The 24215-nt window shown below is 70.9% G+C and carries 27 protein-coding genes and 1 pseudogene; 7 read left to right on the forward strand and 21 right to left on the reverse strand.

What is annotated here, in order from left to right; translation table 11 throughout:
- Positions 1-8 precede the first annotated feature (8 nt).
- Genes OHT76_RS11450 through OHT76_RS11470 form a run of 5 tightly spaced genes read left to right on the forward strand, consistent with a single transcriptional unit; the run spans position 9 to position 5422 of the window.
- Complete coding sequence (locus tag OHT76_RS11450; RefSeq protein ID WP_328870672.1) at positions 9-1187, forward strand: ADP-ribosylglycohydrolase family protein; 1179 nt, start codon at positions 9-11, stop codon at positions 1185-1187.
- Positions 1175-2536: an ADP-ribosylglycohydrolase family protein gene (locus OHT76_RS11455; protein WP_328870673.1), complete on the forward strand. Its 1362-nt coding sequence runs from the start codon at positions 1175-1177 to the stop codon at positions 2534-2536. The genes OHT76_RS11450 and OHT76_RS11455 overlap by 13 nt, the downstream gene beginning before the upstream one ends.
- Positions 2533-3426: a ribokinase gene (gene rbsK, locus OHT76_RS11460; RefSeq protein ID WP_328870674.1), complete on the forward strand. Its 894-nt coding sequence runs from the start codon at positions 2533-2535 to the stop codon at positions 3424-3426. Before OHT76_RS11455 ends, rbsK begins: the two co-directional genes overlap by 4 nt.
- Positions 3423-4613 (forward strand): CaiB/BaiF CoA transferase family protein, encoded by a 1191-nt coding sequence (locus OHT76_RS11465; protein ID WP_328870675.1) that lies wholly within the window; start codon positions 3423-3425, stop codon positions 4611-4613. Before rbsK ends, OHT76_RS11465 begins: the two co-directional genes overlap by 4 nt.
- Complete coding sequence (locus OHT76_RS11470; RefSeq protein WP_328870676.1) at positions 4610-5422, forward strand: HpcH/HpaI aldolase/citrate lyase family protein; 813 nt, start codon at positions 4610-4612, stop codon at positions 5420-5422. The genes OHT76_RS11465 and OHT76_RS11470 overlap by 4 nt, the downstream gene beginning before the upstream one ends.
- A 57-nt stretch (positions 5423-5479) precedes the next feature.
- Here OHT76_RS11470 and lgt read toward each other — a convergent pair whose 3' ends face one another.
- From lgt to hisI, 11 genes are all read right to left on the reverse strand, one after another.
- Positions 5480-6439, reverse strand: coding sequence for a prolipoprotein diacylglyceryl transferase (gene lgt, locus OHT76_RS11475; RefSeq protein ID WP_328870677.1), 960 nt, complete (start codon positions 6437-6439; stop codon positions 5480-5482).
- Between the two features lie 82 nt (positions 6440-6521).
- A complete protein-coding gene (locus tag OHT76_RS11480) occupies positions 6522-7298 on the reverse strand; it encodes a DsbA family protein (protein WP_328870678.1) in 777 nt (258 codons plus the stop codon).
- Positions 7299-7395: 97 nt separating this feature from the next.
- The gene (trpA, locus tag OHT76_RS11485) at positions 7396-8214 is read right to left on the reverse strand and encodes a tryptophan synthase subunit alpha (protein ID WP_328870679.1); all 819 of its coding nucleotides are present in this window, start codon (positions 8212-8214) and stop codon (positions 7396-7398) included.
- Positions 8211-9494, reverse strand: coding sequence for a tryptophan synthase subunit beta (gene trpB, locus OHT76_RS11490; protein ID WP_328870680.1), 1284 nt, complete (start codon positions 9492-9494; stop codon positions 8211-8213). The genes trpA and trpB overlap by 4 nt, the downstream gene beginning before the upstream one ends.
- Positions 9495-9610: 116 nt before the next feature.
- Entirely contained in the window at positions 9611-9796 is a 186-nt protein-coding gene (gene trpM / locus OHT76_RS44110; RefSeq protein WP_443049773.1) for a tryptophan biosynthesis modulator TrpM, read from the reverse strand.
- A 22-nt stretch (positions 9797-9818) separates the two neighbouring features.
- Positions 9819-10628 carry an indole-3-glycerol phosphate synthase TrpC gene (trpC, locus tag OHT76_RS11495; RefSeq protein WP_328870681.1) on the reverse strand — a complete coding sequence of 270 codons (810 nt, stop codon included), beginning with the start codon at positions 10626-10628 and terminating at the stop codon, positions 9819-9821.
- Between the two features lie 123 nt (positions 10629-10751).
- The gene (locus OHT76_RS11500; RefSeq protein WP_328870682.1) at positions 10752-11189 is read right to left on the reverse strand and encodes a DUF2752 domain-containing protein; all 438 of its coding nucleotides are present in this window, start codon (positions 11187-11189) and stop codon (positions 10752-10754) included.
- Positions 11190-11247: 58 nt separating this feature from the next.
- Positions 11248-11496 carry an HGxxPAAW family protein gene (locus OHT76_RS11505; RefSeq protein WP_328870683.1) on the reverse strand — a complete coding sequence of 83 codons (249 nt, stop codon included), beginning with the start codon at positions 11494-11496 and terminating at the stop codon, positions 11248-11250.
- A gap of 99 nt (positions 11497-11595) precedes the next feature.
- The gene (locus OHT76_RS11510; protein ID WP_328870684.1) at positions 11596-12234 is read right to left on the reverse strand and encodes a TIGR02234 family membrane protein; all 639 of its coding nucleotides are present in this window, start codon (positions 12232-12234) and stop codon (positions 11596-11598) included.
- Positions 12235-12286: 52 nt separating this feature from the next.
- Positions 12287-13765 carry an anthranilate synthase component I gene (locus OHT76_RS11515; protein WP_328870685.1) on the reverse strand — a complete coding sequence of 493 codons (1479 nt, stop codon included), beginning with the start codon at positions 13763-13765 and terminating at the stop codon, positions 12287-12289.
- 11 nt (positions 13766-13776) lie between these two features.
- Positions 13777-14169 carry a phosphoribosyl-AMP cyclohydrolase gene (gene hisI / locus OHT76_RS11520; protein WP_328870686.1) on the reverse strand — a complete coding sequence of 131 codons (393 nt, stop codon included), beginning with the start codon at positions 14167-14169 and terminating at the stop codon, positions 13777-13779.
- A gap of 83 nt (positions 14170-14252) precedes the next feature.
- Here hisI and OHT76_RS11525 point away from each other — a divergent pair, with 83 nt between their 5' ends.
- Positions 14253-14888, forward strand: coding sequence for a TIGR03085 family metal-binding protein (locus tag OHT76_RS11525; protein WP_328870687.1), 636 nt, complete (start codon positions 14253-14255; stop codon positions 14886-14888).
- Between the two features lie 3 nt (positions 14889-14891).
- On the opposite strand, the gene OHT76_RS11530 is transcribed toward OHT76_RS11525, so the two are convergent.
- The 10 genes and pseudogenes from OHT76_RS11530 to hisD form a co-directional block, all read right to left on the reverse strand.
- Positions 14892-16130 carry an MFS transporter gene (locus OHT76_RS11530; RefSeq protein ID WP_328870688.1) on the reverse strand — a complete coding sequence of 413 codons (1239 nt, stop codon included), beginning with the start codon at positions 16128-16130 and terminating at the stop codon, positions 14892-14894.
- 14 nt (positions 16131-16144) lie between these two features.
- Positions 16145-16549, reverse strand: a pseudogene (locus OHT76_RS11535) (transcriptional regulator); the annotation flags it as partial.
- Between the two features lie 176 nt (positions 16550-16725).
- Positions 16726-17481 (reverse strand): imidazole glycerol phosphate synthase subunit HisF, encoded by a 756-nt coding sequence (gene hisF / locus OHT76_RS11540; protein WP_328870689.1) that lies wholly within the window; start codon positions 17479-17481, stop codon positions 16726-16728.
- The gene (locus tag OHT76_RS11545; RefSeq protein WP_328870690.1) at positions 17478-17879 is read right to left on the reverse strand and encodes a RidA family protein; all 402 of its coding nucleotides are present in this window, start codon (positions 17877-17879) and stop codon (positions 17478-17480) included. Before OHT76_RS11545 ends, hisF begins: the two co-directional genes overlap by 4 nt.
- On the reverse strand, positions 17876-18604 hold the full coding sequence (gene priA / locus OHT76_RS11550; RefSeq protein ID WP_328870691.1) for a bifunctional 1-(5-phosphoribosyl)-5-((5-phosphoribosylamino)methylideneamino)imidazole-4-carboxamide isomerase/phosphoribosylanthranilate isomerase PriA: 729 nt from the start codon (positions 18602-18604) through the stop codon (positions 17876-17878). The genes OHT76_RS11545 and priA overlap by 4 nt, the downstream gene beginning before the upstream one ends.
- The gene (hisH, locus tag OHT76_RS11555; RefSeq protein WP_328870692.1) at positions 18604-19254 is read right to left on the reverse strand and encodes an imidazole glycerol phosphate synthase subunit HisH; all 651 of its coding nucleotides are present in this window, start codon (positions 19252-19254) and stop codon (positions 18604-18606) included. The genes priA and hisH overlap by 1 nt, the downstream gene beginning before the upstream one ends.
- On the reverse strand, positions 19245-19409 hold the full coding sequence (locus OHT76_RS11560) for a hypothetical protein (protein WP_328870693.1): 165 nt from the start codon (positions 19407-19409) through the stop codon (positions 19245-19247). Before OHT76_RS11560 ends, hisH begins: the two co-directional genes overlap by 10 nt.
- Positions 19406-19999, reverse strand: a complete 594-nt coding sequence (hisB, locus tag OHT76_RS11565; RefSeq protein ID WP_015661105.1) for an imidazoleglycerol-phosphate dehydratase HisB — start codon at positions 19997-19999, stop codon at positions 19406-19408. Before hisB ends, OHT76_RS11560 begins: the two co-directional genes overlap by 4 nt.
- Positions 19996-21102, reverse strand: a complete 1107-nt coding sequence (locus OHT76_RS11570) for a histidinol-phosphate transaminase (protein WP_328870694.1) — start codon at positions 21100-21102, stop codon at positions 19996-19998. Before OHT76_RS11570 ends, hisB begins: the two co-directional genes overlap by 4 nt.
- Complete coding sequence (hisD, locus tag OHT76_RS11575; RefSeq protein ID WP_328870695.1) at positions 21099-22424, reverse strand: histidinol dehydrogenase; 1326 nt, start codon at positions 22422-22424, stop codon at positions 21099-21101. The genes OHT76_RS11570 and hisD overlap by 4 nt, the downstream gene beginning before the upstream one ends.
- A 160-nt stretch (positions 22425-22584) precedes the next feature.
- Here hisD and OHT76_RS11580 point away from each other — a divergent pair, with 160 nt between their 5' ends.
- Positions 22585-24162 carry an oxidoreductase gene (locus OHT76_RS11580; protein ID WP_328870696.1) on the forward strand — a complete coding sequence of 526 codons (1578 nt, stop codon included), beginning with the start codon at positions 22585-22587 and terminating at the stop codon, positions 24160-24162.
- Positions 24163-24215 lie beyond the last annotated feature (53 nt).

The following is a 24215-nucleotide window of genomic DNA, read 5'->3' on the forward strand; positions in this document are numbered from 1 at the left end:
TTCGGCTCATGAAGCCCAAAGCACCAGAAACCAACAAAGAGGCGAGCCTGGACGACCGGATCACCGGAGCACTCGTCGGAGCCGCCGTCGGCGACGCCCTGGGCGGCCCGGTCGAGGGCTACTCCCCCGAGCAGATCGTCGAACGCCACGGCGGCCGGGTGCACGGCATCGTCGGCCCCTGGAACGGCGACGCCTGGCGCACGGCCCGCCCCATCGCGCCGTACCACAAGGGCGACGGCCACATCACCGACGACACCTTGATGACCCACGCCCTGATCAGGGTCTACGCGAAGGTCCGCGACCACCTCGACGCCTACGCCGTCGCCGACCACCTGGTCCCGGACCTGATGACCAACCCGCGCTGGATCCCCGAACTCGAATCCGAGGCCCTCCCCCTCCACCGCATCTTCCTCGCCGAGAAATGGCTGGTGACCCGACTCCACTACGGCCATACAGACCCCCGCGAGGCAGGCACCGGCAACATCGTGAACTGCGGCGCCGCGATGTACATGGCCCCCGTGGGCCTGGTCAACGCGGCCAACCCACCCGCCGCCTACGCCGAGGCCCTCGACATCGCCGGCGCCCACCAGTCGTCGTACGGCCGCGAGGCGGCAGGAGTCTTCGCAGCGGCGGTCTCGGCGGCCTGCACCCCCGGGGCAACCCCGGAGTCGGTGATCGCCACGTGCCTGTCCCTGGCGAAGGACGGCACGCACGAGGCGATCGAGAAGGTCTGCGAAGAAGCCGCCCACCACAGCGAGTTCGAATCGGCCCTGACGCCGCTGCGCAAGGCAGTGGCCCCGTACGACACGGTGGGCCCCGACTACCGCTCCCCCTCCCTGGGCGCCCGCCGCCCCTCCCGCCTGCACGCGATCGAGGAACTCCCCATCGCCCTGGGCATGTTGCTGCTGGCGTCGGGCGACTACCGCCAAGCAGTCCTCGGCTCGGTGAACTACGGCCGCGACTGCGACTCCATCGCCACGATGGCAGGCGCCCTGTCCGGCGCCCTGGGCCACCCGGTCCCCGAGGACTGGTCGAAACAGGTAGCCGACGCCAGCCGCCTGGACCTGTGGGAACCGGCACGCACGCTGACCGAGGTAACCCGCGAGATCTTCGAACAGGACGTACGCCGCCGCCGCGCCCACGAACAGGCACTCACCCAACTCGGAGCCCCGACATGCTCCGCCTGACGTGGGTCCAACCGGAGGACCTGATCGGCCACGAGCTGCGCCAGGCGGCCCAGGACGGCCGAGAACCCTCGAGAATCGCGGCCCGCTGGAAGGCGGCGGGCGGCTTGGAAGCCCCCCTGAGGGCAGGCGCGTCCCCCGACCCGGCGTCGCGCTACCTCCGCCTACTGGCAGAGGACCTGTTGGACGAACTGGCGGACCTGCCGAGCAAGTTGCAGGATCACGAGCCAACTGACCTGGAGAAGATCAAGTCCCGGTGCCCGAACTGGCCGAGCGATCCCACCCCCACAGCACCCCCCACCGAGGCAGGGCTGGAAGCCGCCTGGCTGGGCAGAGCAGTCGGATGCCTGCTGGGCAAACCCGTAGAAAAACTCCCCCTCAAGACCATCCGCAACCTCGCCAAGCCCACCGGCAACTGGCCCCCCACCACCTACTTCACTGCCAAGGGCGTCCCAGCAGACCTCCTCGCCAAACACCCCTGGAACCGCCGCTCGGCATCCACCTCCCTCGCCGAGAACATCGACGGCATGCCCGAGGACGACGACCTCAACTACCCCCTCCTCAACCTGCTCCTCCTCCAACGCCACGGCAAAGACTTCACCACCACGGACGTGGCAACGCTCTGGCTGGACGAACTCCCCGCCGGCCGCACCTTCACCGCGGAGCGCATCGCCTACCGCAACCTCCTCACCGGCCTCGCACCCCCACGCACAGCCGCCCACCGCAACCCCTTCCGCGAATGGATCGGCGCCCTGATCCGCGCCGACATGCACGGCTGGACCAACCCGGGAAACCCGGCGGCAGCCGCGGAACAGGCCCACAGGGACGCCACCCTCACCCACACCGCCAACGGCGTCTACGCGGCGATGTTCATCGCGGCCACCATCGCCCAGGCAGCAACCGGCACCGGCAACATCCACACCTGCCTGGCCACCGGCCTCACGGTCGTCCCCCCGGCCTCCCGCCTCGCCCAGGCCATCGACCACGCCGTACAACTCGCTGAAAAGCACCAGGACTTCGACGCGGTCGTCGACGAACTCCACGCCACCCACACCGAAACCCACTGGGTCCACGCCATCCCCAACACCGCCCTGATCACCGCCGCCCTCACCCACGCCGACGGCGACTTCACCGGCTCCGTCTCCCGTGCGGTGTCCGGCGGTTGGGACACCGACTCCAACGGCGCCACAGCCGGCAGCATCGCCGGACTCCTCGCAGGACACCCCGATGCCCTCCCCGACCACTGGACGACCCCGCTCAAGAACCGTCTGTCCACCTCCGTCGGCGACTTCAACGGCACCGGCTTCGACACCCTGGCCCATCTGACCCACCGGGAGGCAGCCCGCCCATGACCCATATCGCCGTACTCGGCAGCACGAACATGGACCTCGTCGCCTTCGTCGAGAAGGCCCCCCAGCGCGGAGAGACGGTCACCGGCCGCGAGTTCCGTACGATCCCCGGCGGCAAGGGCGCCAACCAGGCCATGGCCGCGGCCCGCGCGGGCGCCACCGTCTCGATGATCGGCGCGGTCGGCAACGACTCCTTCGGCACCCGCCTGCGCTCCACCCTCGAACACTCCGGCGTCGACACCGACCATCTGCGCACCACGGAAGGCCCCTCCGGCACGGCCCACATCGTCGTCGACGACCACGGCGGCAACGCGATCGTGGTGATCCCCGCCGCCAACGGCACCGTCGACCACCTCGCCCCCGGCGACGAGGGCCTCATCGCCTCCGCCGACGCGCTCCTGCTCCAGCTGGAGATCCCGCTCGACGCCGTCCTCGCGGGCGCCCTGGCCGCCCGCGCCCACGGAGTCCGTACGATCCTCACCCCGGCCCCCGCTCAGCCGCTGCCCCTCGAACTCCTCAACGCCACCGACCTGTTGCTCCCCAACGAGCACGAGGCCGCCACCCTCACCGGCCGCACCGACCCGCGCACCGCGGCCCTCGCCCTGCTCGACGAGGTCCCGGAGGTCGTCGTCACCCTGGGCGCGGCGGGCAGCCTGTACGCGGCCCGCGGCGCCGAACCGCTCACGGTCCCCGCGCCCCAGGTCACCGCCGTGGACACCACCGGCGCCGGTGACACCTTCGCCGGAACGCTCGCGGTGGCCCTCGCCGAGGGCCGCCCGATGCCCGACGCGCTGGCCTGGGCGGCCGCCGCGTCGGCGCTGTCGGTGCAGCGGGCCGGGGCCTCGGAGTCGATGCCGTACCGCCCCGAGATCGAGGCGCAGTACGCGTCATGAGCCAAACACCCCTCCACGGTCTGCGCGTCCTCGACCTCGCCACCCTCTTCGCCGGACCCCTCGCCGCCACGACGCTCGGCGACTTCGGCGCGGAGGTCATCAAGGTCGAGCACCCCACCAAGCCCGACCCGTCCCGCGGCCACGGCCCCGCCAAGGACGGCATCGGCCTGTGGTGGAAACACCTGGGCCGCAACAAACGCACGATCACCCTGAATCTCTCCACCCCCGGTGGCCGCACCACCCTCCTCCGCCTCGCCGCCACAGCCGACGTCATCATCGAGAACTTCCGCCCCGGCACCCTGGAGAAATGGGACCTCGGCTGGCCCGAGCTGTCGGCGGCCAACCCCCGTCTGGTCCTCACCCGCGTCACCGGCTTCGGCCAGTTCGGCCCGTATGCGCACCGCCCCGGCTTCGGCACCCTCGCCGAGGCGATGAGCGGCTTCGCCGCGCTCACCGGCGAACCGGACGCGCCCCCGACGCTCCCGCCGTTCGGCCTCGCCGACTCGATCGCGGGCCTGGCGACGGCGTACGCCGTGCTCACCGCCCTCGCCGCCCGCGAGCGCACCGGCGAGGGCCAGGTCGTCGACCTCGCCCTCATCGAGCCGATGCTGTCGGTCCTCGGCCCCCAGCCCACCTGGTACGACCAGCTCGGCTACGTCCAGCAGCGCACCGGCAACCGCTCCGCGAACAACGCCCCGCGCAACACCTACCGCACCGCGGACGGCAGTTGGGTCGCCGTCTCCACCTCGGCCCAGTCGGTGGCGGAACGTGTGATGCGCCTGGTGGGGCGGCCCGATCTCATCGACGAACCCTGGTTCGCGACCGGCGCCGACCGGGCCCGTCACGCCGACGTCCTCGACCGGGCGGTCGGCGACTGGATCGCCGAACGCACCCGGGACGAGGTGATCGCGGCCTTCGAGAAGGCGGAAGCGGCGGTCGCCCCCATCCAGGACGTACGGGAGGTGATGACGGACCCGCAGTACCAGGCCCTCGACACCATCACCACGGTCGACGACCCCGACCTCGGCCCCCTGCGCATGCAGAACGTCCTCTTCCGCCTCTCCGACACCCCCGGCGCGATCCGCTGGACCGGCCGCCCGCACGGCGCCGACACGGACGAGGTCCTCACCGAACTGGGCCTGACCCCGGCGGAGGTAGCGGCCCTGCGTACGGAGGGCGCCGTATGACGACGCCCCTGACCTGGCTGTACGTCCCCGGCGACCGCCCGCACATCGTGGCCAAGGCCCTGCTGTCCGGCGCCGACGTGGTGGTGATCGACCTGGAGGACGCGGTGGCCCCCGACCGCAAGGACTACGCCCGAGCCGCCACGGCCGAACTCCTCTCCGACCCGCAACCACTCCCGGTCCACGTCAGAGTGAACGCCCTGAACGGCCCCCAGGCAGCAGCGGACCTCAAAGCTCTGACCCACCTCCCCGGCGTATCGGCCCTGCGCCTCCCCAAGGTCACGTCCCCCGACCAGATCCGCCGGGTGGCGCGGTCGGCTCCCCACCCCCTGTACGCCCTGCTGGAATCAGCCCTGGGCATCGAGAACGCCTACGCCATCGCCCAGGCCGACCCCGCCCTCCACGGCATCGCCCTGGGCGAGGCGGACTTGAAAGCCGACCTGGGTGTACGGGACGACATGGCCCTGAACTGGTCCCGCTCCCGAGTGATCGTCGCGGCAAGAGCGGCGGCCCTCCCGCCCCCACCCCAGTCGGTCCACCCGGACATCCGGGACCTGGAGGGCCTGGCAGCGACCTGCGCCCACGGCCGCGCTCTGGGCTTCCTGGGCCGGGCGGCCATCCATCCCCGCCAACTCCCGGTCATCGAGAGGGCCTACCTCCCCACAGAGGAGGAACTGGAGCAAGCCGAAACCATCATCAAGGCGGCGACAACCCAAAAGGGAGCCCTGGCCCTCCCGGACGGCCAGTTCATCGACGCAGCCGTGGTGGCGGCAGCGCAGCGCACCCTGTCCATCGCGGCCCGCCGCAGCTGACAACGACAAAGGGCGCCCGGAATCTCCGAGCGCCCTCGATGTCGTACGACCAACCGGTCAGCTCTTCTTCGCCGACCCGGCCCCGTCGGTGGCGTCGTCCTTCACGTCGGAGGAGGACTCGGACTCGGCGTCGGAGGACTCGGCCTCGGCCTTCTCCTCCGAGGACTCCTCGTCGGCGTCAGCCGAAGCGGAGGAGTCCACCGCCCCCGGCTCCACGACGGCTTCCCGCCCGGGCCGCTTCTTCGCGGAGAGCACGAAGTAGAGCACCGCCAGCAGGAACACAAGCAGCGCGGTCCAGTTGTTCAGCCGCAGGCCCAGGATTTCGTGGGCCTCGTCGACGCGCATGTACTCGATCCAGAACCGGCCCACGCAGTACGCCGCGACATACAGCGCGAACGCACGCCCGTGTCCCAGCGTGAACCGGCGGTCGGCCCAGATGACGAGCAGCGCGACGCCGATGCACCACAGCGACTCGTACAGGAAGGTCGGGTGGTACGTCCCCGGCACCCGGCCGTCCGAGGAGGACGTGATCTCCACGGCCCAGGGCAGATCCGTGGCCTTGCCGTACAGCTCCTGGTTGAACCAGTTGCCCCAGCGGCCGATGGCCTGGGCAAGGGCAATACCGGGGGCGACGGCGTCGGCGTATGCGGGCATCGGGATGCCCCGGCGCCGGCAGCCGATCCAGGCGCCCAGACCGCCGAAGGCGATGGCGCCCCAGATGCCGAGGCCGCCCTCCCAGATCTTGAAGGCGTCCACCCAGTCACGGCCCTCGCTGAAGTACAGCTGATAGTCCGTGATCACGTGGTAGAGGCGCCCGCCGACCAGGCCGAAGGGGACGGCCCACACCGCGATGTCGGCCACCGTGCCGGCCCGGCCGCCGCGGGCGATCCAGCGCCTGTTGCCGAGCCAGACGGCGACGAAGACGCCGATGATGATGCAGAACGCGTAGCCTCGCAGCGGAATGGGGCCGAGGTGGATCACTCCGCGCGACGGGCTGGGAATGTAGGCAAGTTCCATGGCAAGGTCGACGCTACCCTGCCGAGCGGGGCACGCGTCAGGCAGCCCGGCTACGGCTCCATAACAGGCGGGCCCTCGCGCCTCATCCCTTGGCCGCCTCCTGCACCTGCTGCTTCAGCTTCTCGGGCGTCATCGACTGGTCCTGGTAGATGTTCTTGCCGTCGAGCAGGACGGTCGGCGTGCCGGTGAAGCCGCCGCTGCGGAAGGCGTCGTTCGACTTCTCGACCCAGCTGTCGTGGGTGCCGTCCTCCACACAGGTGCGGAACGCGGGCGAGTCCAGGCCGTCGACCTTGGCCGCCAGCTCGAACAGCTTGGCATTCTCGGAGAAGGCGTCGTCGGTCTCGGCCGGCTGGTTCTGGTAGAGCACGTCGTGGTAGTCGACGAACTTCCCGGCGCCCTGGGCGCAGGCCGCGGCGTTGGCGGCGTTACCGGAGCCGCTGCCGCCCAGATTGCCGTCGATGATCGTCGCGAGGTGGTACTCCACTCTGAGCTGGCCCGCGTCGGTCAGTTCGTGGATCGTCGAGCGGTAGGTGTCCTCGAAGGACTTACAGGCCGGGCAGCGGAAGTCCTCCCAGACGACCAGGGTCGACGGGGCGTTGTCCTTGCCGACCGGGATCGCCAGGCCGTCCTCGCCCTGGGCGCCCGAGGGCGCGACGACGGGCCCTGCGGAGTCGCCGTCGTCGTCCTTGCCTGCATTGGCGGCGATCACGCCGATCACCGCCGCGAGCGCCAGCACGCAGACGACGCTCGCGCCGACGATCAGCGTGCGCCTTCGCTTCTCCGCGGCCTTCTGCTTGTCTCGCTCTGCCGCCATCCGCTCCCGGGCGGTGCGCTTTCCCTCACGGTTCTTCTCGCTCACACCCCGGAAACGAACCGGGGAGGCGCCCAGCGCCTCCCCGGTCCCAGGTCCACCCGTTCGAGTGACCCAGACGAAATGTCCCGTCTGATGGCGAGATCTACGCCTGTCCGCGCACGCCCTTCGCCAGGTCACCGGCGAGCGCCCGGACGCCCTCGATGCCGGCCGCGTGGTCCGGGGCGTCCAGCATCCGCTTCACGAAGGCCGAGCCGACGATCACCCCGTCGGCGAATCCGGCCACCTCGGCCGCCTGCGCGGCGTTGGAGACGCCGAGCCCGACGCAGACCGGCAGCTCGGTGCCGGTGCCCCGGGTCCGCTCGACCAGGTCCTGCGCCTGCGCGCCGACCGACTCGCGGGTACCGGTGACGCCCATCAGCGAGGCGGCGTAGACGAAGCCGCTGCCCGCCGCGGTGATCTGCGCGAGCCGCTCGTCCTTGCTGCTCGGCGCCACGACGAACACGGTCGCGAGCCCGTGCTTCTCGGCGTGCTCCCTCCACAGCGCCGACTCCTGCACCGGCAGGTCGGGCAGGATGCACCCGGCGCCGCCCGCCTCCGCGAGCTCGGCGGTGAACCGCTCGACGCCGTAGCGGTCGATCGGATTCCAGTACGTCATCACGAGCACCGGCTTCCCGGTCGCCTCGAAGGTCTCGCGGACCGTACGCATGACGTCCGCGATCCTGACCCCGCCGCGCAGGGCGATGTCGTCGGCGGTCTGGATGACAGGACCGTCGAGGACCGGGTCGCTGTGCGGCAGACCGACCTCCACGACATCCGCGCCGCCGTCGAAGGCGGCCTTGATCGCCTCGATACCGCCGTCCACGGTCGGGAATCCGGCCGGGAGGTAGGCGATGAGCGCCGAGCGCCCCTCCGCCTTGGCGGCGGCGAGGGTGTCGGACAGCAGCTGAATGTTCCCGCTCACTTGGCGTCCCCCTCGATCTCGGCGGTGTCGGCGGCGTTCGCCGCGACCTCGGCGTCGGTGTCGTACAGGCCGAAGTAGCGGGCGGCCGTGTCCATGTCCTTGTCGCCACGGCCGGACAGGTTGACCACGATCAGCCCGTCCTTGCCCAGCTCACGGCCGACCTCCAGGGCACCGGCCAGCGCGTGGGCGCTCTCGATGGCCGGGATGATGCCCTCGGTCCGCGACAGCAGACGCAGCGCCTGCATGGCGGCGTCGTCGGTGACCGCGCGGTACTCGGCGCGGCCGCTGTCCTTGAGGTAGGAGTGCTCGGGCCCGATGCCCGGGTAGTCCAGACCGGCCGAGATCGAGTACGGCTCGGTGATCTGACCCTCGTCGTCCTGGAGGACGTACGACCGCGAACCGTGCAGGATGCCCGGCTCACCCGCGGTCAGCGTGGCCGCGTGCTCGCCGGTCTCGACGCCGTGCCCGGCGGGCTCGCAGCCGATGAGGCGTACGTCCGTGTCGGGGATGAAGGCGTGGAAGAGGCCGATGGCGTTGGAGCCGCCGCCGACGCAGGCGATGGCGGCGTCGGGAAGCCGTCCGGCGCGCTCCAGGAGCTGGCGGCGGGTCTCCACGCCGATGACGCGGTGGAAGTCGCGGACCATGGCGGGGAACGGGTGCGGGCCGGCGACCGTACCGAAGAGGTAGTGGGTGTGGTCGACGTTGGCGACCCAGTCGCGGAAGGCCTCGTTGATGGCGTCCTTCAGCGTGCGGCTGCCGGACTTCACGGCGATGACCTCGGCGCCGAGCATGCGCATCCGGGCCACGTTGAGCGCCTGGCGCTGGGTGTCGATCTCGCCCATGTAGATCGTGCAGTCGAGGCCGAACAGCGCGCAGGCCGTCGCCGTCGCGACGCCGTGCTGGCCGGCGCCGGTCTCGGCGATGACGCGGGTCTTGCCCATGCGCTTGGTGAGCAGGGCCTGGCCGAGCACGTTGTTGATCTTGTGCGAGCCGGTGTGGTTGAGGTCTTCGCGCTTGAGGAAGATCCTTGCGCCGCCCGCGTGTTCCGCGAAGCGGGGGATCTCGGTGAGCGCCGACGGGCGGCCCGTGTAGTTGACGAGCAGGTCGTCCAGTTCGCGGGCGAACTCGGGGTCGTGCTTGGCCTTGTCGTACTCGACGGCGACCTCGTCCACGGCGGCGACGAGGGCCTCCGGGATGAACTTGCCGCCGAATGCGCCGAAGTAGCCTTCGGTGCTGGGTACTTGACCCTGGGGGTCAGGGATGAAGAACTCGCTGGGCATGCGTTTACCTCACGGTGAGTGCCGGTGAAAAAACACTATTCGCCGTGGGGGCGGAGATGGTCAGTTGGCTGCGGGACCGTTGTGGCTGGTCGCGCCCGCGCGGCGGTAGCCGCAAATCAACAGAGCCCCGCGCCCCTATCGGGGCGCTGCCATCGACGGCCGTTCACCTGCCCGGGTTCGTCTCCGATGACGTACCGCACGCGACGGCCGTGCACCCTGCGTGCGGGCGCGCGGCAACCACGGGGGCGGCAGCCGCGCGCGAGGCGGGCGTACCTGTCCGTGGTTGTCGTCGTGAGAGTCATCGCGCCAAAGCCTATCGAAAGATCAGCTGCGCCCGTGCCGCAATGCCGGGTGCTCGCCCGCTGCCACCAGGTCGGCCACCGCCGACTTGGGGTCGCGGCCGGTGACCAGGGACTCGCCGACCAGGACCGCGTCGGCGCCGGCGTTGGCGTAGGCGATGAGGTCGTGCGGGCCACGGACGCCGGACTCGGCGATCTTTACGAGGCCGGACGGGATCTCGGGCGCGATGCGCTCGAACGTCCCGCGGTCGACCTCGAGGGTCTTGAGGTTGCGCGCGTTGACGCCGATGATCTTGGCGCCCGCGTCCACGGCGCGTTCGACCTCGTCCTCGTCGTGCACCTCGACCAGCGGGGTCAGGCCGATGGACACCGCGCGCTCGATCAGCGACTCCAGGGCCGACTGGTCGAGGGCCGCGACGATCAGCAGCGCGAGGTCGGCGCCGTACGCGCGGGCCTCCCACAGCTGGTACGACGTGACGATGAAGTCCTTGCGGAGGACCGGGATGTCCACGCGTGCGCGGACGGCCTCCAGGTCGGCCAGTGAGCCGCCGAAGCGCCGCTGCTCGGTCAGCACGGAGATGACGGCCGCGCCGCCCGCCTCGTAGTCCGCGGCGAGTCCGGCCGGGTCGGCGATCGCGGCCAGCGCGCCCTTGGAGGGGCTGGAGCGCTTGACCTCGCAGATCACCTTGACGCCTTCGCCCTTGAGCGCGGCGACCCCGTCCTTGGCCGCGGGAGCCTTCGCCGCGCGCTCCTTGAGCTCGTCGAGGCTGACGCGCGCCTGCCGCTCCGCGAGGTCGGCACGGACTCCGTCGATGATCTCGTCGAGCACACTCACGCGAGCGGCCCCCTTCCCGATGCGATGACGAAAACCGGTGGTCACTGCGATGGTATCCGGAGGAAGGCGTAGGCCTCGCATCCGGTTGACGGCGGTCCCACTACCTGGACGTTCGCCAATTGATCAAGGATGCAGCCAGCCACCGAAGGGCAGGTTCCGGACAACCGTGAAGACCAGCAGCAACGCGCCCGCCGTCCACAGCCCGACGGGGCCGGGATCGAGGCGCAGCGGTCGCCCGCGCGCCGCGCGGACCACCCAGACGGTCCACAGCACGGCGAAGGCCAGATAGCCCAGCACGGCCACCGCGTTGTTCTGGAGCGCCGCCGCGAGGTCCCCGTGCACGAAGGCGTGGGCGCTGCGCAGTCCGCCGCAGCCGGGGCAGTACAGGCCGGTCAGCTGGAGCAGGGGGCAGGCCGGGTAGTGACCGGGCTCGTGGGGGTCGACTGTGCCGACGTAGACGAAAGCCCCTACGACGGCCGCGAGCACCCCGGCGGGTACGGCGAGCCGCGCTGCGGTGCTCTGGTGCGTCACCCTCCGGCTGTCGGCGTTCACGCCTCGCATTCTGCCCCCAAAACGCCTGAGGGGCGGCTCCGGGCCGCCCCTCAGAAAGTCGTACGCGTCAGCCCTCGACGCCGGCAGGCTCGCCACGCTTCTCGAAGTGCGGCTTGCCCTCCTCCTTCGGCATGCCGAGGCCCATGATCTTCATGATCCAGCCGACGATGCCACCGAGGACCACGACGCCCATGCCGGCCCAGAAGCCCGCCGGGTTGGCCAGCACCATGAAGGCGCCCGCGACGCAGAAACCGATGAAGGCGATTGTGACACCGGTCCAGGCGGCCGGGGTGTGACCGTGGCTGCTGCCCGCCATGACTTGCTCCTCGTTGCTGTGTGTAAGTCTCTGAGCCGGACGCTCAACAGCATTCTCCCGCACGCGCACGCGTGCAGTGTTCCGGGGGTCCTTCGCGAGTCACGCCCCTGTGGGGTCCTCACCCCGGTCCAGCGCCTTCCACAGGTCCTCGGGCCGGTCAGGATCGACCACCGGAGCCTTACGAGGCCGGGGCGCTCCCGAACGCTCGTACCGGCTCGACATCGCCGGCCACACCGACGCGTACCGCAGCGCCAGCAACCCGGCGATCAGCATCAGCACCCCACCGGCAGCCGCGACATACGGCCACGCGGTATGGCTGAGGGAAGCCACCGCCGCAGCAGTGTCCCCCGTGGCCTGCGCCGCCTTCTCGTCCAGCGCGGAACTGTCACCCGCGCCGATCAGCGACGCGGCAACCGTCCCGGCGCCCGACAGCGCGAGCAGCCCCGCGACGAACACGCGACCAAGTTTGCGGACGGCGAAGACGGCGACCAGCGCGGCGAGGCCCACTATGGCGAGCGACGCGGGCACGCCCGTGACGTCACTTCCGCTCGCGGTGAGGGGGAAGTCGCCGCCCGCCACGGTCGCGGTGCCCTCCGACCACCGCTGACGGGTGGCCAGCAGCGCCACGGCCGCGCCGAGCGCGCCGGACAGCAGGGCCACGGCGAGGCTGAGGCGGCCGGCCCGGGCGGACCCTGGGGCTTCGGAACGGGGGTGAGGAACAGCAGTCACGTACTCCACTATCGCCTGAACCCCGGGCGAACCATCACCCGGGGTTCATATGAGAAGCGCCCTATTTCTTCAGACGGTTCGCCGTGTGCACCGCGCGCAGGACCGCCGCCGCCTTGTTGCGGCACTCCGTGTCCTCCGCGACCGGGTCGGAGTCGGCGACGATTCCGGCGCCCGCCTGGACGTAGGCGGTGCCGTCGCGCAGCAGCGCCGTACGGATGGCGATGGCGGTGTCGGAGTCGCCCGCGAAGTCGAGGTAGCCGACGCAGCCGCCGTACAACCCGCGCCGGGACGGCTCGAGTTCGTCGATGATCTGCATCGCGCGGGGCTTCGGGGCGCCGGAGAGGGTGCCTGCCGGGAAGCAGGCCGTCAGGACGTCGAAGGCGGTGCGGCCCTCGGCGACCTTGCCGGTCACCGTGGAGACGATGTGCATCACATGCGAGTAGCGCTCGATGGACATGAAGTCGACGACCTCCACGGAGCCCGGCTCGCAGACCCGGCCGAGGTCGTTGCGGCCGAGGTCGACGAGCATGAGGTGCTCGGCGCGCTCCTTGGGGTCGGCGAGCAGGTCGTCGGCGAGGGCCTGGTCCTCCTGCGGGGTGGCCCCGCGCCACCGGGTGCCGGCGATCGGGTGGACCATGGCCCGTCCGTCCTCGACCTTCACCAGCGCCTCCGGGGAGGAGCCGACGACGTCGAAGCCGTCGAAGCGGAAGAGGTACATGTACGGCGACGGGTTGGTCGCCCGCAGGACCCGGTAGACGTCCAACGCGCTTGCCGTGCACGGCGTTTCGAAGCGCTGGGAGGGGACGACCTGGAAGGCCTCGCCGGCCCGGATGCGCTCCTTGATGTCCTCGACGGCCGCCTGGAAGTCCTCGCCGCCCCACAGGGCGGTGTACTCGGGCAGTTCGGAGGGCGGGAGGACGGCCGGGGGCTGGGCGACCGCGCGGGAGAGGTCGGCCTCCATGGCGTCCAGGCGGGCGACCGCGTCCGCGTAGGCCTCGTCGACGCCGGTGTCGAGGTCGTTGTGGTTGATCGCGTTGGCGATCAGCAGGACCGAGCCCTCCCAGTGGTCCATGACCGCGAGGTCGCTGGTCAGGAGCATGGTCAGCTCGGGGAGCTTCAGGTCGTCGCGCTCACCGGGGCCGATCTTCTCCAGGCGGCGCACGATGTCGTAGCCGAGGTAGCCGACCATGCCGCCGGTGAAGGGCGGCATGCCCTCCTGGTGGGGGGTGTGCAGGGCCTCGATGGTGGCGCGCAGGGCGGCGAGCGGGTCGCCGTCGGTGGGGACGCCGACGGGCGGGGCGCCGAGCCAGTGCGCCTGGCCGTCGCGCGCCGTCAACGTCGCCGCCGAGCGGACGCCCACGAAGGAGTACCGGGACCAGGAGCGGCCGTTCTCCGCGGACTCCAGCAGGAAGGTGCCGGGGCGCTCGGCGGCAAGCTTGCGGTAGAGCGCGACCGGGGTGTCGCCGTCGGCGAGGAGCTTGCGCGTGACCGGGATGACGCGCCGGTCGGTGGCGAGCTTGCGGAAGGTCTCGAGGTCCATGGCCGGTGACCTTACTGATCTCCGGCGGGTACGCCGGAATCCTTGAGCAGGACGTCGGTGTCGAAGCAGGTGCGGGCGCCGGTGTGGCAGGCGGCGCCGACCTGGTCGACCTGGACGAGGACGGTGTCGGCGTCGCAGTCGAGGGCGACGGACTTGACCCATTGGAAGTGGCCGGAGGTGTCGCCCTTGACCCAGTACTCCTGGCGGCTGCGCGACCAGTAAGTGCAGCGGCCTGTGGTCAGGGTGCGATGCAGCGCCTCGTCGTCCATCCAGCCGAGCATGAGCACCTCACCGGTGTCGTACTGCTGGGCGATGGCGGGGAGGAGCCCGTCGGCGCTGCGCTTGAGGCGCGCGGCGATCTCGGGGTCCAACTGGCTGGGCTGACGGGGCGTGCTGGTGGTCATGGGTGCAATTGTGCCAAGCGGCACTGACAGTGACTGTCCCGTGTCCACTGGGCGGACCCGAAGGGTGGTCGTAGGCTGACGGCATGTCGACTTTCGCCAAGCGTGAACGACTTCTGCTGGCCGACCTCCTGGAGGCCGAGGGCCCGGACGCCCCGACCTTGTGCGAGGGCTGGACCACCCGCGACCTCGCCGCGCACATCGTGGTCCGCGAGCGCCGCCCCGATGCCGCCGGCGGCATCCTGATCAAGCCGCTCGCCGCCCGCCTGGAGCGGGTGATGGCGGAGTTCGCGGACAAGCCGTACGAGGAACTGATCCAGCTGATCCGGACCGGCCCGCCGCGTTTCTCGCCGTTCTCGTTGAAGCAGGTCGAGGAGATGTCCAACACGGTGGAGTTCTACGTCCACACCGAGGACGTCCGCCGGGCCCGCCCGGACTGGACGCCCCGCGAGCTGGACCCGGTCTTCCAGGACGCCCTGTGGTCCCGTCTGGAGCGCACCGCCCGCCTGATGGGCCGCGGCACCCCGACCGGCCTGGTGCTGCGCCGCCCGGACGGCCAGACGGCGGTCGCCCAGCGCGGTACACCGGTGGTGACGGCGACCGGCCAGCCGTCGGAGCTGCTGCTCTTCCTCTACGGCCGGCAGAACGCGGCCGAGGTGGAGCTGGAGGGCGACAAGGACGCGATCACGAAGCTGGGCGAGGGCAAGCAGCTGGGGATCTGAGGATCACTTCGGGAGCTCGGCACGGCGCAGGTCGCGTACGGACAGCGCGATCACCCCGCCGAGCCCGCACAACGCCGCGCTGACCACGAAGACCGGTCCGGTGCCCCAGACGCCGATCGCGGCGGCGGACAGCGGCATGCTCAGCGGGGCGAACCCGAGGCTGACCAGCGAGGACACGGCCGTGACCCGGCCCAGGCAGGCCGGCTCCGACTGGGTCTGGAGCAGCGCCCCGCACATGGCGCCGCTCAGCCCCGCGAGCAGCCCGACGAGCAGGGCGACCCCGACGGCCGCGCCCACCGTGGGCACGTAGGCCAGCGCACCGATCGCGACCGACCCGGCGATGATCGCGTACCCCGCCACCTGCCCGGCGTGCGGCAGCCGCCCGCGCACGGTCAGCAGCAGGGAGGCGGCCCCGGCGCCGACGCCGAACCCGGCGAGCACCCAGCCCATCCCGGAGGCGCCCCAGCCCCGCTCGTCGGCGAGCAGCGCCAGACCGACGTTGAGCGGGCCGACGAACCCGAGGTCGCCGAGGGCGATGGCGAGCATCAGCGGGGCGAGCACCCGGTGGCGGCGGATGTAGCGGAGTCCGGCCACCAGATCGCGCCAGGCGGTGTCCCCACGCGCGGGCGCCTTGTCGTCGGCGGGCAGCTCTCGCACCCGTACGGCCATCAGCAGCGGCACCGACACCGCGATCAGCAGCCCGGCGAGCCCGAACGCGGCCGCGGCCCCGCCGACGGCCACCCCTAGCCCGCCCAGCGGACCGCCGACCACGCTCGCGAAACGGATCGCAAGCCCCCGCATGCCTTGCACGCGCGCGAGTTGGTCGCGTGTCGTCACGCGCGCGGGGAGGGCGCCCACGGCCGGCATGAACACGGCGTCGACGGTGCCGAAGACCAGCCCGAGCACGGCCAGCGGCCACAGCCCTGGACTGGTGAGGAAGAGCAGCGCCGCCACCGCGAGCACGGCCGCGCAGCGCACGATGTCGCTGCCGATCACGACCTTGCGTGGCCCGAGCCGATCGGCGAGCACTCCCCCGCCGAGCAACAACAGGGCCCGCGGCACGGCGCTCACCGCCATGACCACTCCGGCCTGCGAGGGCGAGCCCGCCTGGACGGCCGCCCAGGACAGGGCGATGTAGTAGACGCTGTCGCCGATCATCGAGGAGGTGTAGGCGGCGAGCCAGCGCAGGACGTTGCCGTCGCGGTGGGCGACAGCGGGTGGGGCTATGAGCGTGGCGGTCACGGGAGGGTGCCCTCTCAGACGCGGAACGGGAAGCCGTACATGTGCAGGGCGATGTGTTCGCGCCCCTCGCTCTCACCGGCGGCCTCACGGGCGCGCCCTTGCTCGTCGTACTTCTTCAGCACCTCCAGCAAGTCCTCTGCCAGGTCGGCCAGTTCACCGGCCGTCAGCCTCAGCAGCGACTCCGAGTCGATGACGGCCCCGTTCCACTCCGTGCCCCAATGGGCGCGCTCGTCGAGGTAGGTGCGGTACATGTCGGCACGCTGCTCCTGGAAGAGCCGGGAGGCTGCCACATGGGCCGCGACCTTCTCCGGCGCGTCCCGGAAGTCCGTGCTGCGGACGGAGACGCCGTCCGAGGCGGGCTGCCACCACCGCTCCCGCGCGTCCCCGCTGCCCGCGTCGGCCTCCTCGATCAGCCCGTGCGACACCGCTCCGCTGGGAGGCAGAAGCGAGGCGTACCCGGAGCAGGCCCATGGGCGTCCATCTTCATGAAGCTGGGCAAAGAAGGGCCCGGCCACGCACTGGCCGGGCCCTTCCCCAAGTCCACCCAAAGCTGCGGGATCCGCATGCCAGGAACCCGGCTGAGCTCAGTGCGGCCTCACCGAACCGGATGCCCCGCCTCCCGCAGCGCCTGCTTCACCTCGCCGATCCGCAGGTCGCCGAAGTGGAACACCGACGCCGCGAGTACCGCGTCCGCGCCCGCCTCGATCGCCGGGGCGAAGTCGCCGAGCTTTCCGGCGCCGCCGGAAGCGATCACCGGGACCGATACGTGCTTGCGCACCGCCTCGATCATCTCGATGTCGTAGCCGTCCTTCGTGCCGTCCGCGTCCATCGAGTTGAGCAGGATCTCGCCCGCGCCCAGCTCCGCGGCCCGGTGCGCCCACTCGACCGCGTCGATGCCGGTGCCCTTGCGGCCGCCGTGGGTCGTCACCTCGAAGCCGCCGGAGGGGGTGCGCCGGGCGTCCACCGACAGGACCAGCACCTGTCGCCCGAACCGCTCCGCGATCTCACGGATCAGGTCGGGACGGGCGATGGCGGCCGTGTTGACGCCCACCTTGTCCGCGCCCGCGCGCAGCAGCTTGTCCACGTCCTCGGCCGTACGGACGCCGCCGCCGACCGTGAGCGGGATGAACACCTGCTCGGCGGTGCGGCGCACCACGTCGTACGTCGTCTCGCGGTTGCCGGACGACGCGGTGATGTCCAGGAACGTCAGCTCGTCGGCGCCCTCGGCGTCGTAGACCTTGGCCATTTCGACGGGGTCGCCCGCGTCGCGCAGGTTCTGGAAGTTGACGCCCTTGACGACCCGGCCGTTGTCCACGTCCAGGCAGGGGATGACTCGGACCGCCAGGGTCATGAATCCACGGCTCCTCTGAATGCTTCTATTTCCACTTCGACCAGGATGCGCGAGTCCACGAAGCCCTCCACCACGAGCAGCGTCGAGACCGGGCGCACCTCGTCGAAGAGTTCCTTGTGGGCCCGGCCCACCGCGTCCACGTCCCGCGCATGGGTCAGGTACATCCGCGTACGGACCACCGAACCGACCCCGAGCCCGAACTCGCCGATCGCCTCGATCGCGCTGGTGAAGGCCATCTTGGCCTGTTCGTACGGGTCGCCCTCGCCGTACAGCACATCGCCCTTCAAGGACGTCGTGCCGGCCACCAGCACACGGTCCCCCGCCGCGACGGCGCGTGCAAAACCGAAGGACTCTTCCCAGGGACTCCCGCTCTGCACACGCCGTACGGCATCGCTCATGACGACACAGCCTCCAAGGCCTCTTCCAGGGTGAACGCCTTCGCGTACAGGGCCTTCCCGACGATGGAGCCCTCGACACCGAGGGGTACCAGCTCGGCGATGGCACGCAGGTCGTCCAGCGACGACACGCCGCCGGAAGCCACCACCGGGCGGTCGGTCGCGGCACACACATTGCGCAGCAGCTCCAGGTTGGGGCCCTGCAGCGTGCCGTCCTTGGCGATGTCCGTGACGACGTAGCGCGCGCAGCCCTCGCTGTTGAGGCGCTCCAGCGTCTCGTAGAGGTCGCCGCCGTCGCGGGTCCAGCCGCGGCCGCGGAGCGTGGTGCCCCGTACGTCCAGACCCACCGCGATCTTGTCGCCGTGCTCGGCGATGACCTTGGCGACCCACTCCGGGGTCTCCAGGGCGGCCGTGCCGAGGTTCACGCGTGTGCAGCCCGTGGCGAGCGCGGCGGCCAGGGAGGCGTCGTCGCGGATGCCGCCGGACAGCTCGACCTTGATGTCCATCGCCCCGGCGACCTCGGCGATCAGCTCGCGGTTGTCGCCGGTGCCGAAGGCGGCGTCCAGGTCGACCAGGTGCAGCCACTCGGCGCCGGAGCGCTGCCAGGCGAGGGCGGCCTCCAGCGGGGAGCCGTACGAGGTCTCCGTGCCGGACTCGCCGTGCACCAGGCGGACCGCCTGGCCGTCACGGACGTCAACGGCCGGGAGGAGTTCGAGCTTCGAAGCCATCAGAGGGTTCCGATCCAGTTGTTCAGCAGCTGCGCTCCGGCGTCGCCGGACTTCTCGGGGTGGAACTGCGTGGCCCACAGGGCGCCGTTCTCCACGGCGGCCACGAAGGGCTTGCCGTGCGTCGACCAGGTGACGAGCGGTGCGCGCAGCGCCGGGTTCGCGGTCTCCAAGGTCCAGTCGTGGACGGCGTAGGAGTGCACGAAGTAGAAGCGGGCGTCCGTGTCCAGGCCGGCGAACAGCTCGGAGCCGACCGGGGCATCCACGGTGTTCCAGCCCATGTGGGGCACGATGTCGGCCTGGAGCGGCTCGACCGAGCCGGGCCACTCGTCGAGGCCCTCGGTCTCCACTCCGTGCTCGATGCCCCGCGCGAAGAGGATCTGCATACCGACGCAGATGCCCATCACCGGGCGCCCCCCGGACAGCCGGCGGTCGATGATCCAGTCGCCGCGGGCCTCCTTCAGGCCCTTCATACAGGCGGCGAACGCACCGACGCCGGGCACCAGCAGTCCGTCGGCGTTCATGGCCCTGTCGAAGTCACGCGTTATCTCGACCTCGGCGCCGGTGCGGGCGAGGGCGCGCTCGGCGGACCTCACATTGCCGAAGCCGTAGTCGAAGACGACGACCTTCTTCGAGGTTGCGCTCAATTCCACACCTCCAGCCTCATGACACCGGCGACGAGACACATCGCGGCGCCGACGGAGAGCAGGACGACGAGGTTCTTCGGCATCCCCTGCTTGACGAAGGAGTAGATACCGCCGACCAGGAAGAGACCGACGACGATCAGGACCGTGGAGAGGCCGTTCACAGCGCGCCCTTCGTCGACGGGAGGATGCCGGCCGCGCGCGGGTCGCGCTCGGAGGCGTAGCGCAGGGCCCGGGCCAGCGCCTTGAACTGGCACTCCACGATGTGGTGCGCGTTGCGCCCGTAGGGCACGTGCACGTGCAGCGCGATCTGCGCCTGGGCGACGAAGGACTCCAGGATGTGCCGGGTCATGGTGGTGTCGTACTCACCGATCATCGGCGCCATGTTCTCGGGCTCGGTGTGCACGAGGTACGGGCGGCCGGACAGGTCGACGGTCACCTGGGCGAGGGACTCGTCCAGCGGGACCGTGCAGTTGCCGAATCGATAAATCCCCACCTTGTCGCCGAGGGCCTGCTTGAAGGCGGCGCCCAGCGCGAGGGCGGTGTCCTCGATGGTGTGGTGCGAGTCGATGTGAAGGTCGCCCTCGGTCTTCACGGTCAGGTCGAACAGACCGTGCCGGCCGAGCTGGTCGAGCATGTGGTCGTAGAAGCCGACGCCTGTCGACACATCGACCTTGCCGGACCCGTCGAGATCGATCTCGACGAGCACCGAGGTCTCCTTCGTCACTCGCTCCACGCGTCCTACGCGGTTCATGCGCTCTGCTCCTTCTTCAGTTCACGTACCGCGTCGAGGAACGCGTCGTTTTCGGCGGGGGTTCCCGCGGACACCCGCAGCCACCCGGGGATGCCGTTGTCCCGGACCAGCACACCCCGGTCGAGGATCTTCTGCCAGGTGGTGTGGGAGTCCTCGAACAGTCCGAACTGCACGAAGTTCGCGTCGGACTCCACCACCTCGTAGCCCAGGGCCCGCAGCTCGGAGACCAGCCGGTCCCGCTCGGCCTTCAGCTGCTCGACATAGCCGAGCAGCGTGTCGGTGTGCTCCAGGGCGGCCAGCGCGGTCGCCTGGGTGACGGCCGACAGGTGGTAGGGCAGCCGTACGAGCTGGACGGCGTCGACGACGGCCGGGTGCGCGGCGAGATAGCCGAGGCGCAGGCCGGCCGCGCCGAAGGCCTTCGACATGGTGCGCGAGACGACGAGATTCGGCCGCCCTTCGAGCAGCGGCAGCAGCGAGTCGCCGTGGCTGAACTCGATGTACGCCTCGTCGACCACGACCATCGACGGCTTCGCCGCCTGCGCGGCCTCGTACAGCGCGAGGACCGTCTCGGGCGGGACCGCGTTGCCCGTGGGGTTGTTGGGGGTGGTGATGAAGACGACGTCCGGCCGGTTCTCGGCGATGGCCTGCTCGGCGGCGGCCAGGTCGATGGTGAAGTCCTCGTTGCGGGGACCGGAGATCCAGCCCGTGCCCGTGCCGCGCGAGATGAGGGCGTGCATCGAGTACGACGGCTCGAAGCCGATGGCCGTACGGCCGGGTCCGCCGAAGGTCTGCAGCAGCTGCTGGATGACCTCGTTGGAGCCGTTGGCGGCCCACACATTGGCCAGGCCGACCTCGTAACCGGACGTGTCCGTCAGGTACTTGGCGAGCTGCGTCCGCAGTTCTACGGCGTCCCGGTCCGGGTAGCGGTTGAGGTTCCGGGCCGCCTCGCGCACCCGCTCGGCGATCCGCTCGACCAGCGGCTCGGGCAGCGGGTAGGGGTTCTCGTTCGTGTTCAGCCGTACGGGCACGTCCAACTGGGGCGCGCCGTAAGGGGACTTGCCGCGCAGCTCGTCCCGTACGGGGAGATCGTCGATGCCAGTCACTTGCCCTCAGGAACCTTCCAACCGAACCTTGCCTTGATCGCCGCGCCGTGCGCCGGCAGATCCTCCGCCTCCGCCAGCGTCACCACGTGATGCGCCACGTCCGCCAGCGCGTCCTTCGTGTAGTCGACGATGTGGATGCCGCGCAGGAAGGACTGGACCGACAGGCCCGAGGAGTGGCAGGCGCAGCCGCCGGTGGGCAGGACGTGGTTGGACCCGGCGGCGTAGTCGCCGAGCGATACCGGAGCCCAGGGCCCGATGAAGATCGCGCCGGCGTTGCGGACCCGGTCGGCCACCGCGGTCGCCTCGGCCGTCTGGATCTCCAGGTGCTCGGCGCCATACGCGTCAACGACCTTGAGGCCCTCGTCGACACCGTCGACCAGGACGATCGCGGACTGCTTGCCCTTCAGGGCCGGGACGATCCGGTCGTCGATGTGCTTGGTGGCCGCGACCTGCGGCTCCAGCTCCTTCTCCACCGCGTCCGCGAGCTCCACGGAGTCGGTGACGAGGACGGCGGCGGCCAGCGGGTCGTGCTCGGCCTGGCTGATCAGGTCGGAGGCGACGTGCACCGGGTCGGCGGTGGAATCGGCGAGGATCGCGATCTCGGTCGGGCCCGCCTCGGCGTCGATGCCGATCTTGCCGGTGAAGTAGCGCTTGGCGGCGGCGACCCAGATGTTGCCGGGCCCGGTGACCATGTTGGCGGGCGGGCAGGACTCGGTGCCGTACGCGAACATCGCGACGGCCGTGGCGCCACCGGCGGCGTACACCTCGTCGACGCCGAGCAGGGCGCAGGCGGCGAGGATCGTCGGGTGCGGGAGGCCGTCGAACTCGGCCTGGGCGGGCGAGGCGAGGGCGATCGACTCGACGCCGGCCTCCTGTGCGGGCACGACGTTCATGATCACGGAGGACGGGTAGACGGACCGCCCGCCGGGCGCGTAGAGCCCGACCCGGTCCACGGGCACCCACTTCTCGGTGACCGAGCCGCCGGGCACGACCTGGGTCGTGTGGGTCGTACGACGCTGCTCGCGGTGGACGAGACGGGCGCGGCGGATGGACTCCTCGAGGGCGGCGCGCACGGCCGGTTCGAGTTCGGCCAACGCGCGCGTGAGGGCCTCCGCGGGCACCCGCACCCGGTCGAGCCTCACCCCGTCGAACTTCTCCGCGAAGTCGATCAGCGCCGCGTCGCCACGATGATGCACGGCCTCGCAGATCGGACGCACCTTCTCCAGGGCGGCCGAGACGTCGAAGTCGGCTCGGGGCAGCAGGTCGCGCAGGGCGGGTCCCTCGGGAAGGGCGTCGCCGCGCAGATCGATTCGGGAGATCACGACGCCAATTCTCTCAGACCGGGATCGGGCGTCGTCCGCGCGTATCAATGGCTGATACAGAACATGGAAGATCGCGTTCACCGCTAGCGTTCCGTCCGTCACTGAGCGGGCATGAACGGTTGTACGAAACCCATGAGTAGCCGGGGAGGAAGGGAACACCGTGACCGAGGGGGCCGGCATCCGCGACGGAGAGCTGCCGGACGATCTGACCGCCGCCGAGGCCGGGATGTGGCAGGCCTTCCGCAACGGCAGCGTGTACGACCTGAGCAGCGGAGACACCGTCGTCGACGATCCGCACGGCGGGCATCCGTGGGGGCCCGAGCGGACCGTGCGGGCCCGCATCGTGTGCTGGCTGCTGCTCGACGGACCGCCCGCATTGGCCGGCCGGGTGTCGTCCCTGAAACTCGTCGGGGTGCAGATCAGCGGCTCCCTGGACCTCGCGGGCGGCACGGTGGTGCCGTACGTCGAGATGCGCGGCTGCCGCTTCGAGCGGGACGTGCTGCTGCCGGAGGCCCGGTTCACCACCGTGCGGCTGGTGGACTGCTCGGTGCCGCGGCTCGAGGCGGCCCGGGTGCACACCGAGGGCGATCTACATCTGCCGCGCTGCCGCTTCCACAACGGCATCCGGCTCACCGACGCCCAGATCGGCACCGATCTGCTGCTCAACCAGGCCATCGTGTACCGCGACCGCAGCGGCCGTTCCATCGCCGGGGACGGGATGACGGTCGGGCAGGACCTCCAGGCCGAGCTGCTGGAGTCGCACGGCGAGCTGAGCCTGCGCAGCGCGAAGATCGGGGTCTCGCTGAGCCTGCGGGGCGCGCGGCTGGTCAACCCGTACACGCGGCTGGCGCTGAACGCCCCCCAGCTGACCGTGGAGCGCTCCCTGTACCTGACCCCGGCGGGCGTCGGGAACCCGCTGCTCAGCGGTACTACCCCGGCCCGCGGGACCCGGATCCAGCGGTTCGCGTGCGAGGGCGGGGTGCGGCTCGACGACGGGCGGTTCGGGGACGCGGTCGACATGGAGCGGGCCCGGTTCACCTTCACCGACGAGCAGGAGCTGTCGCTGCGCCGGATCCATACACCGGAACTGCGCTTCCTCGGGGAGCGGCCGGCGCGCGGCACGGTCGTGCTGTCGGGGGCGCGGATCGTCAACCTGATGGACCGCGCGGACGCCTGGCCGGGCCCCGGGCGGCTGCACATGGGCGGCTTCTCCTACGAGAACCTGGTGCCGCGCGGGCCGTTCCCGCTGGCCGAGCGGCTGGACTGGGTGGCCGCGGCGACCGCCGAGTACAACCCGGAGCCGTACGAACGGCTGGCCACGGTGCTGCGGGCGGGCGGTGAGGACGAGGACGCCCGTGAGGTGCTCCTCGCCAAGCAGCGCCGACGCCGCGAGAGCCTGCCCATCGCCGCCAAGTTCTTGGGGTACGTGCAGGACTGGACGGTGGCCTACGGGTACCGGCCCGGCCGGGCCGCGGTGTGGATGGCGGTGCTGTGGGCGGCGGGCTCGGTGGCGTTCGCGCAGGCCGGTCATCCGCCGATCAAGCGGGGCGAGCATCCGGAGTGGAACCCGACGCTGTTCGCCCTGGACCTGCTGCTTCCGGTCATCGATCTGGGCCAGGTCGGGTTCTGGCAGATGAAGGGCGGCTGGCAGTGGCTGGCCACGGCGATGATCCTGCTGGGCTGGATCCTGGCGACGACGGTGGCGGCGGGGGCGACCCGGCTGCTGCGCAGGAACTGAACCTTTTTACCGGCCCTTGACCCATGGCCGTACAACTTTCCACCAGTTTCCCG

The organism is Streptomyces sp. NBC_00287, from assembly GCF_036173105.1.
Lineage (GTDB): Bacteria > Actinomycetota > Actinomycetes > Streptomycetales > Streptomycetaceae > Streptomyces.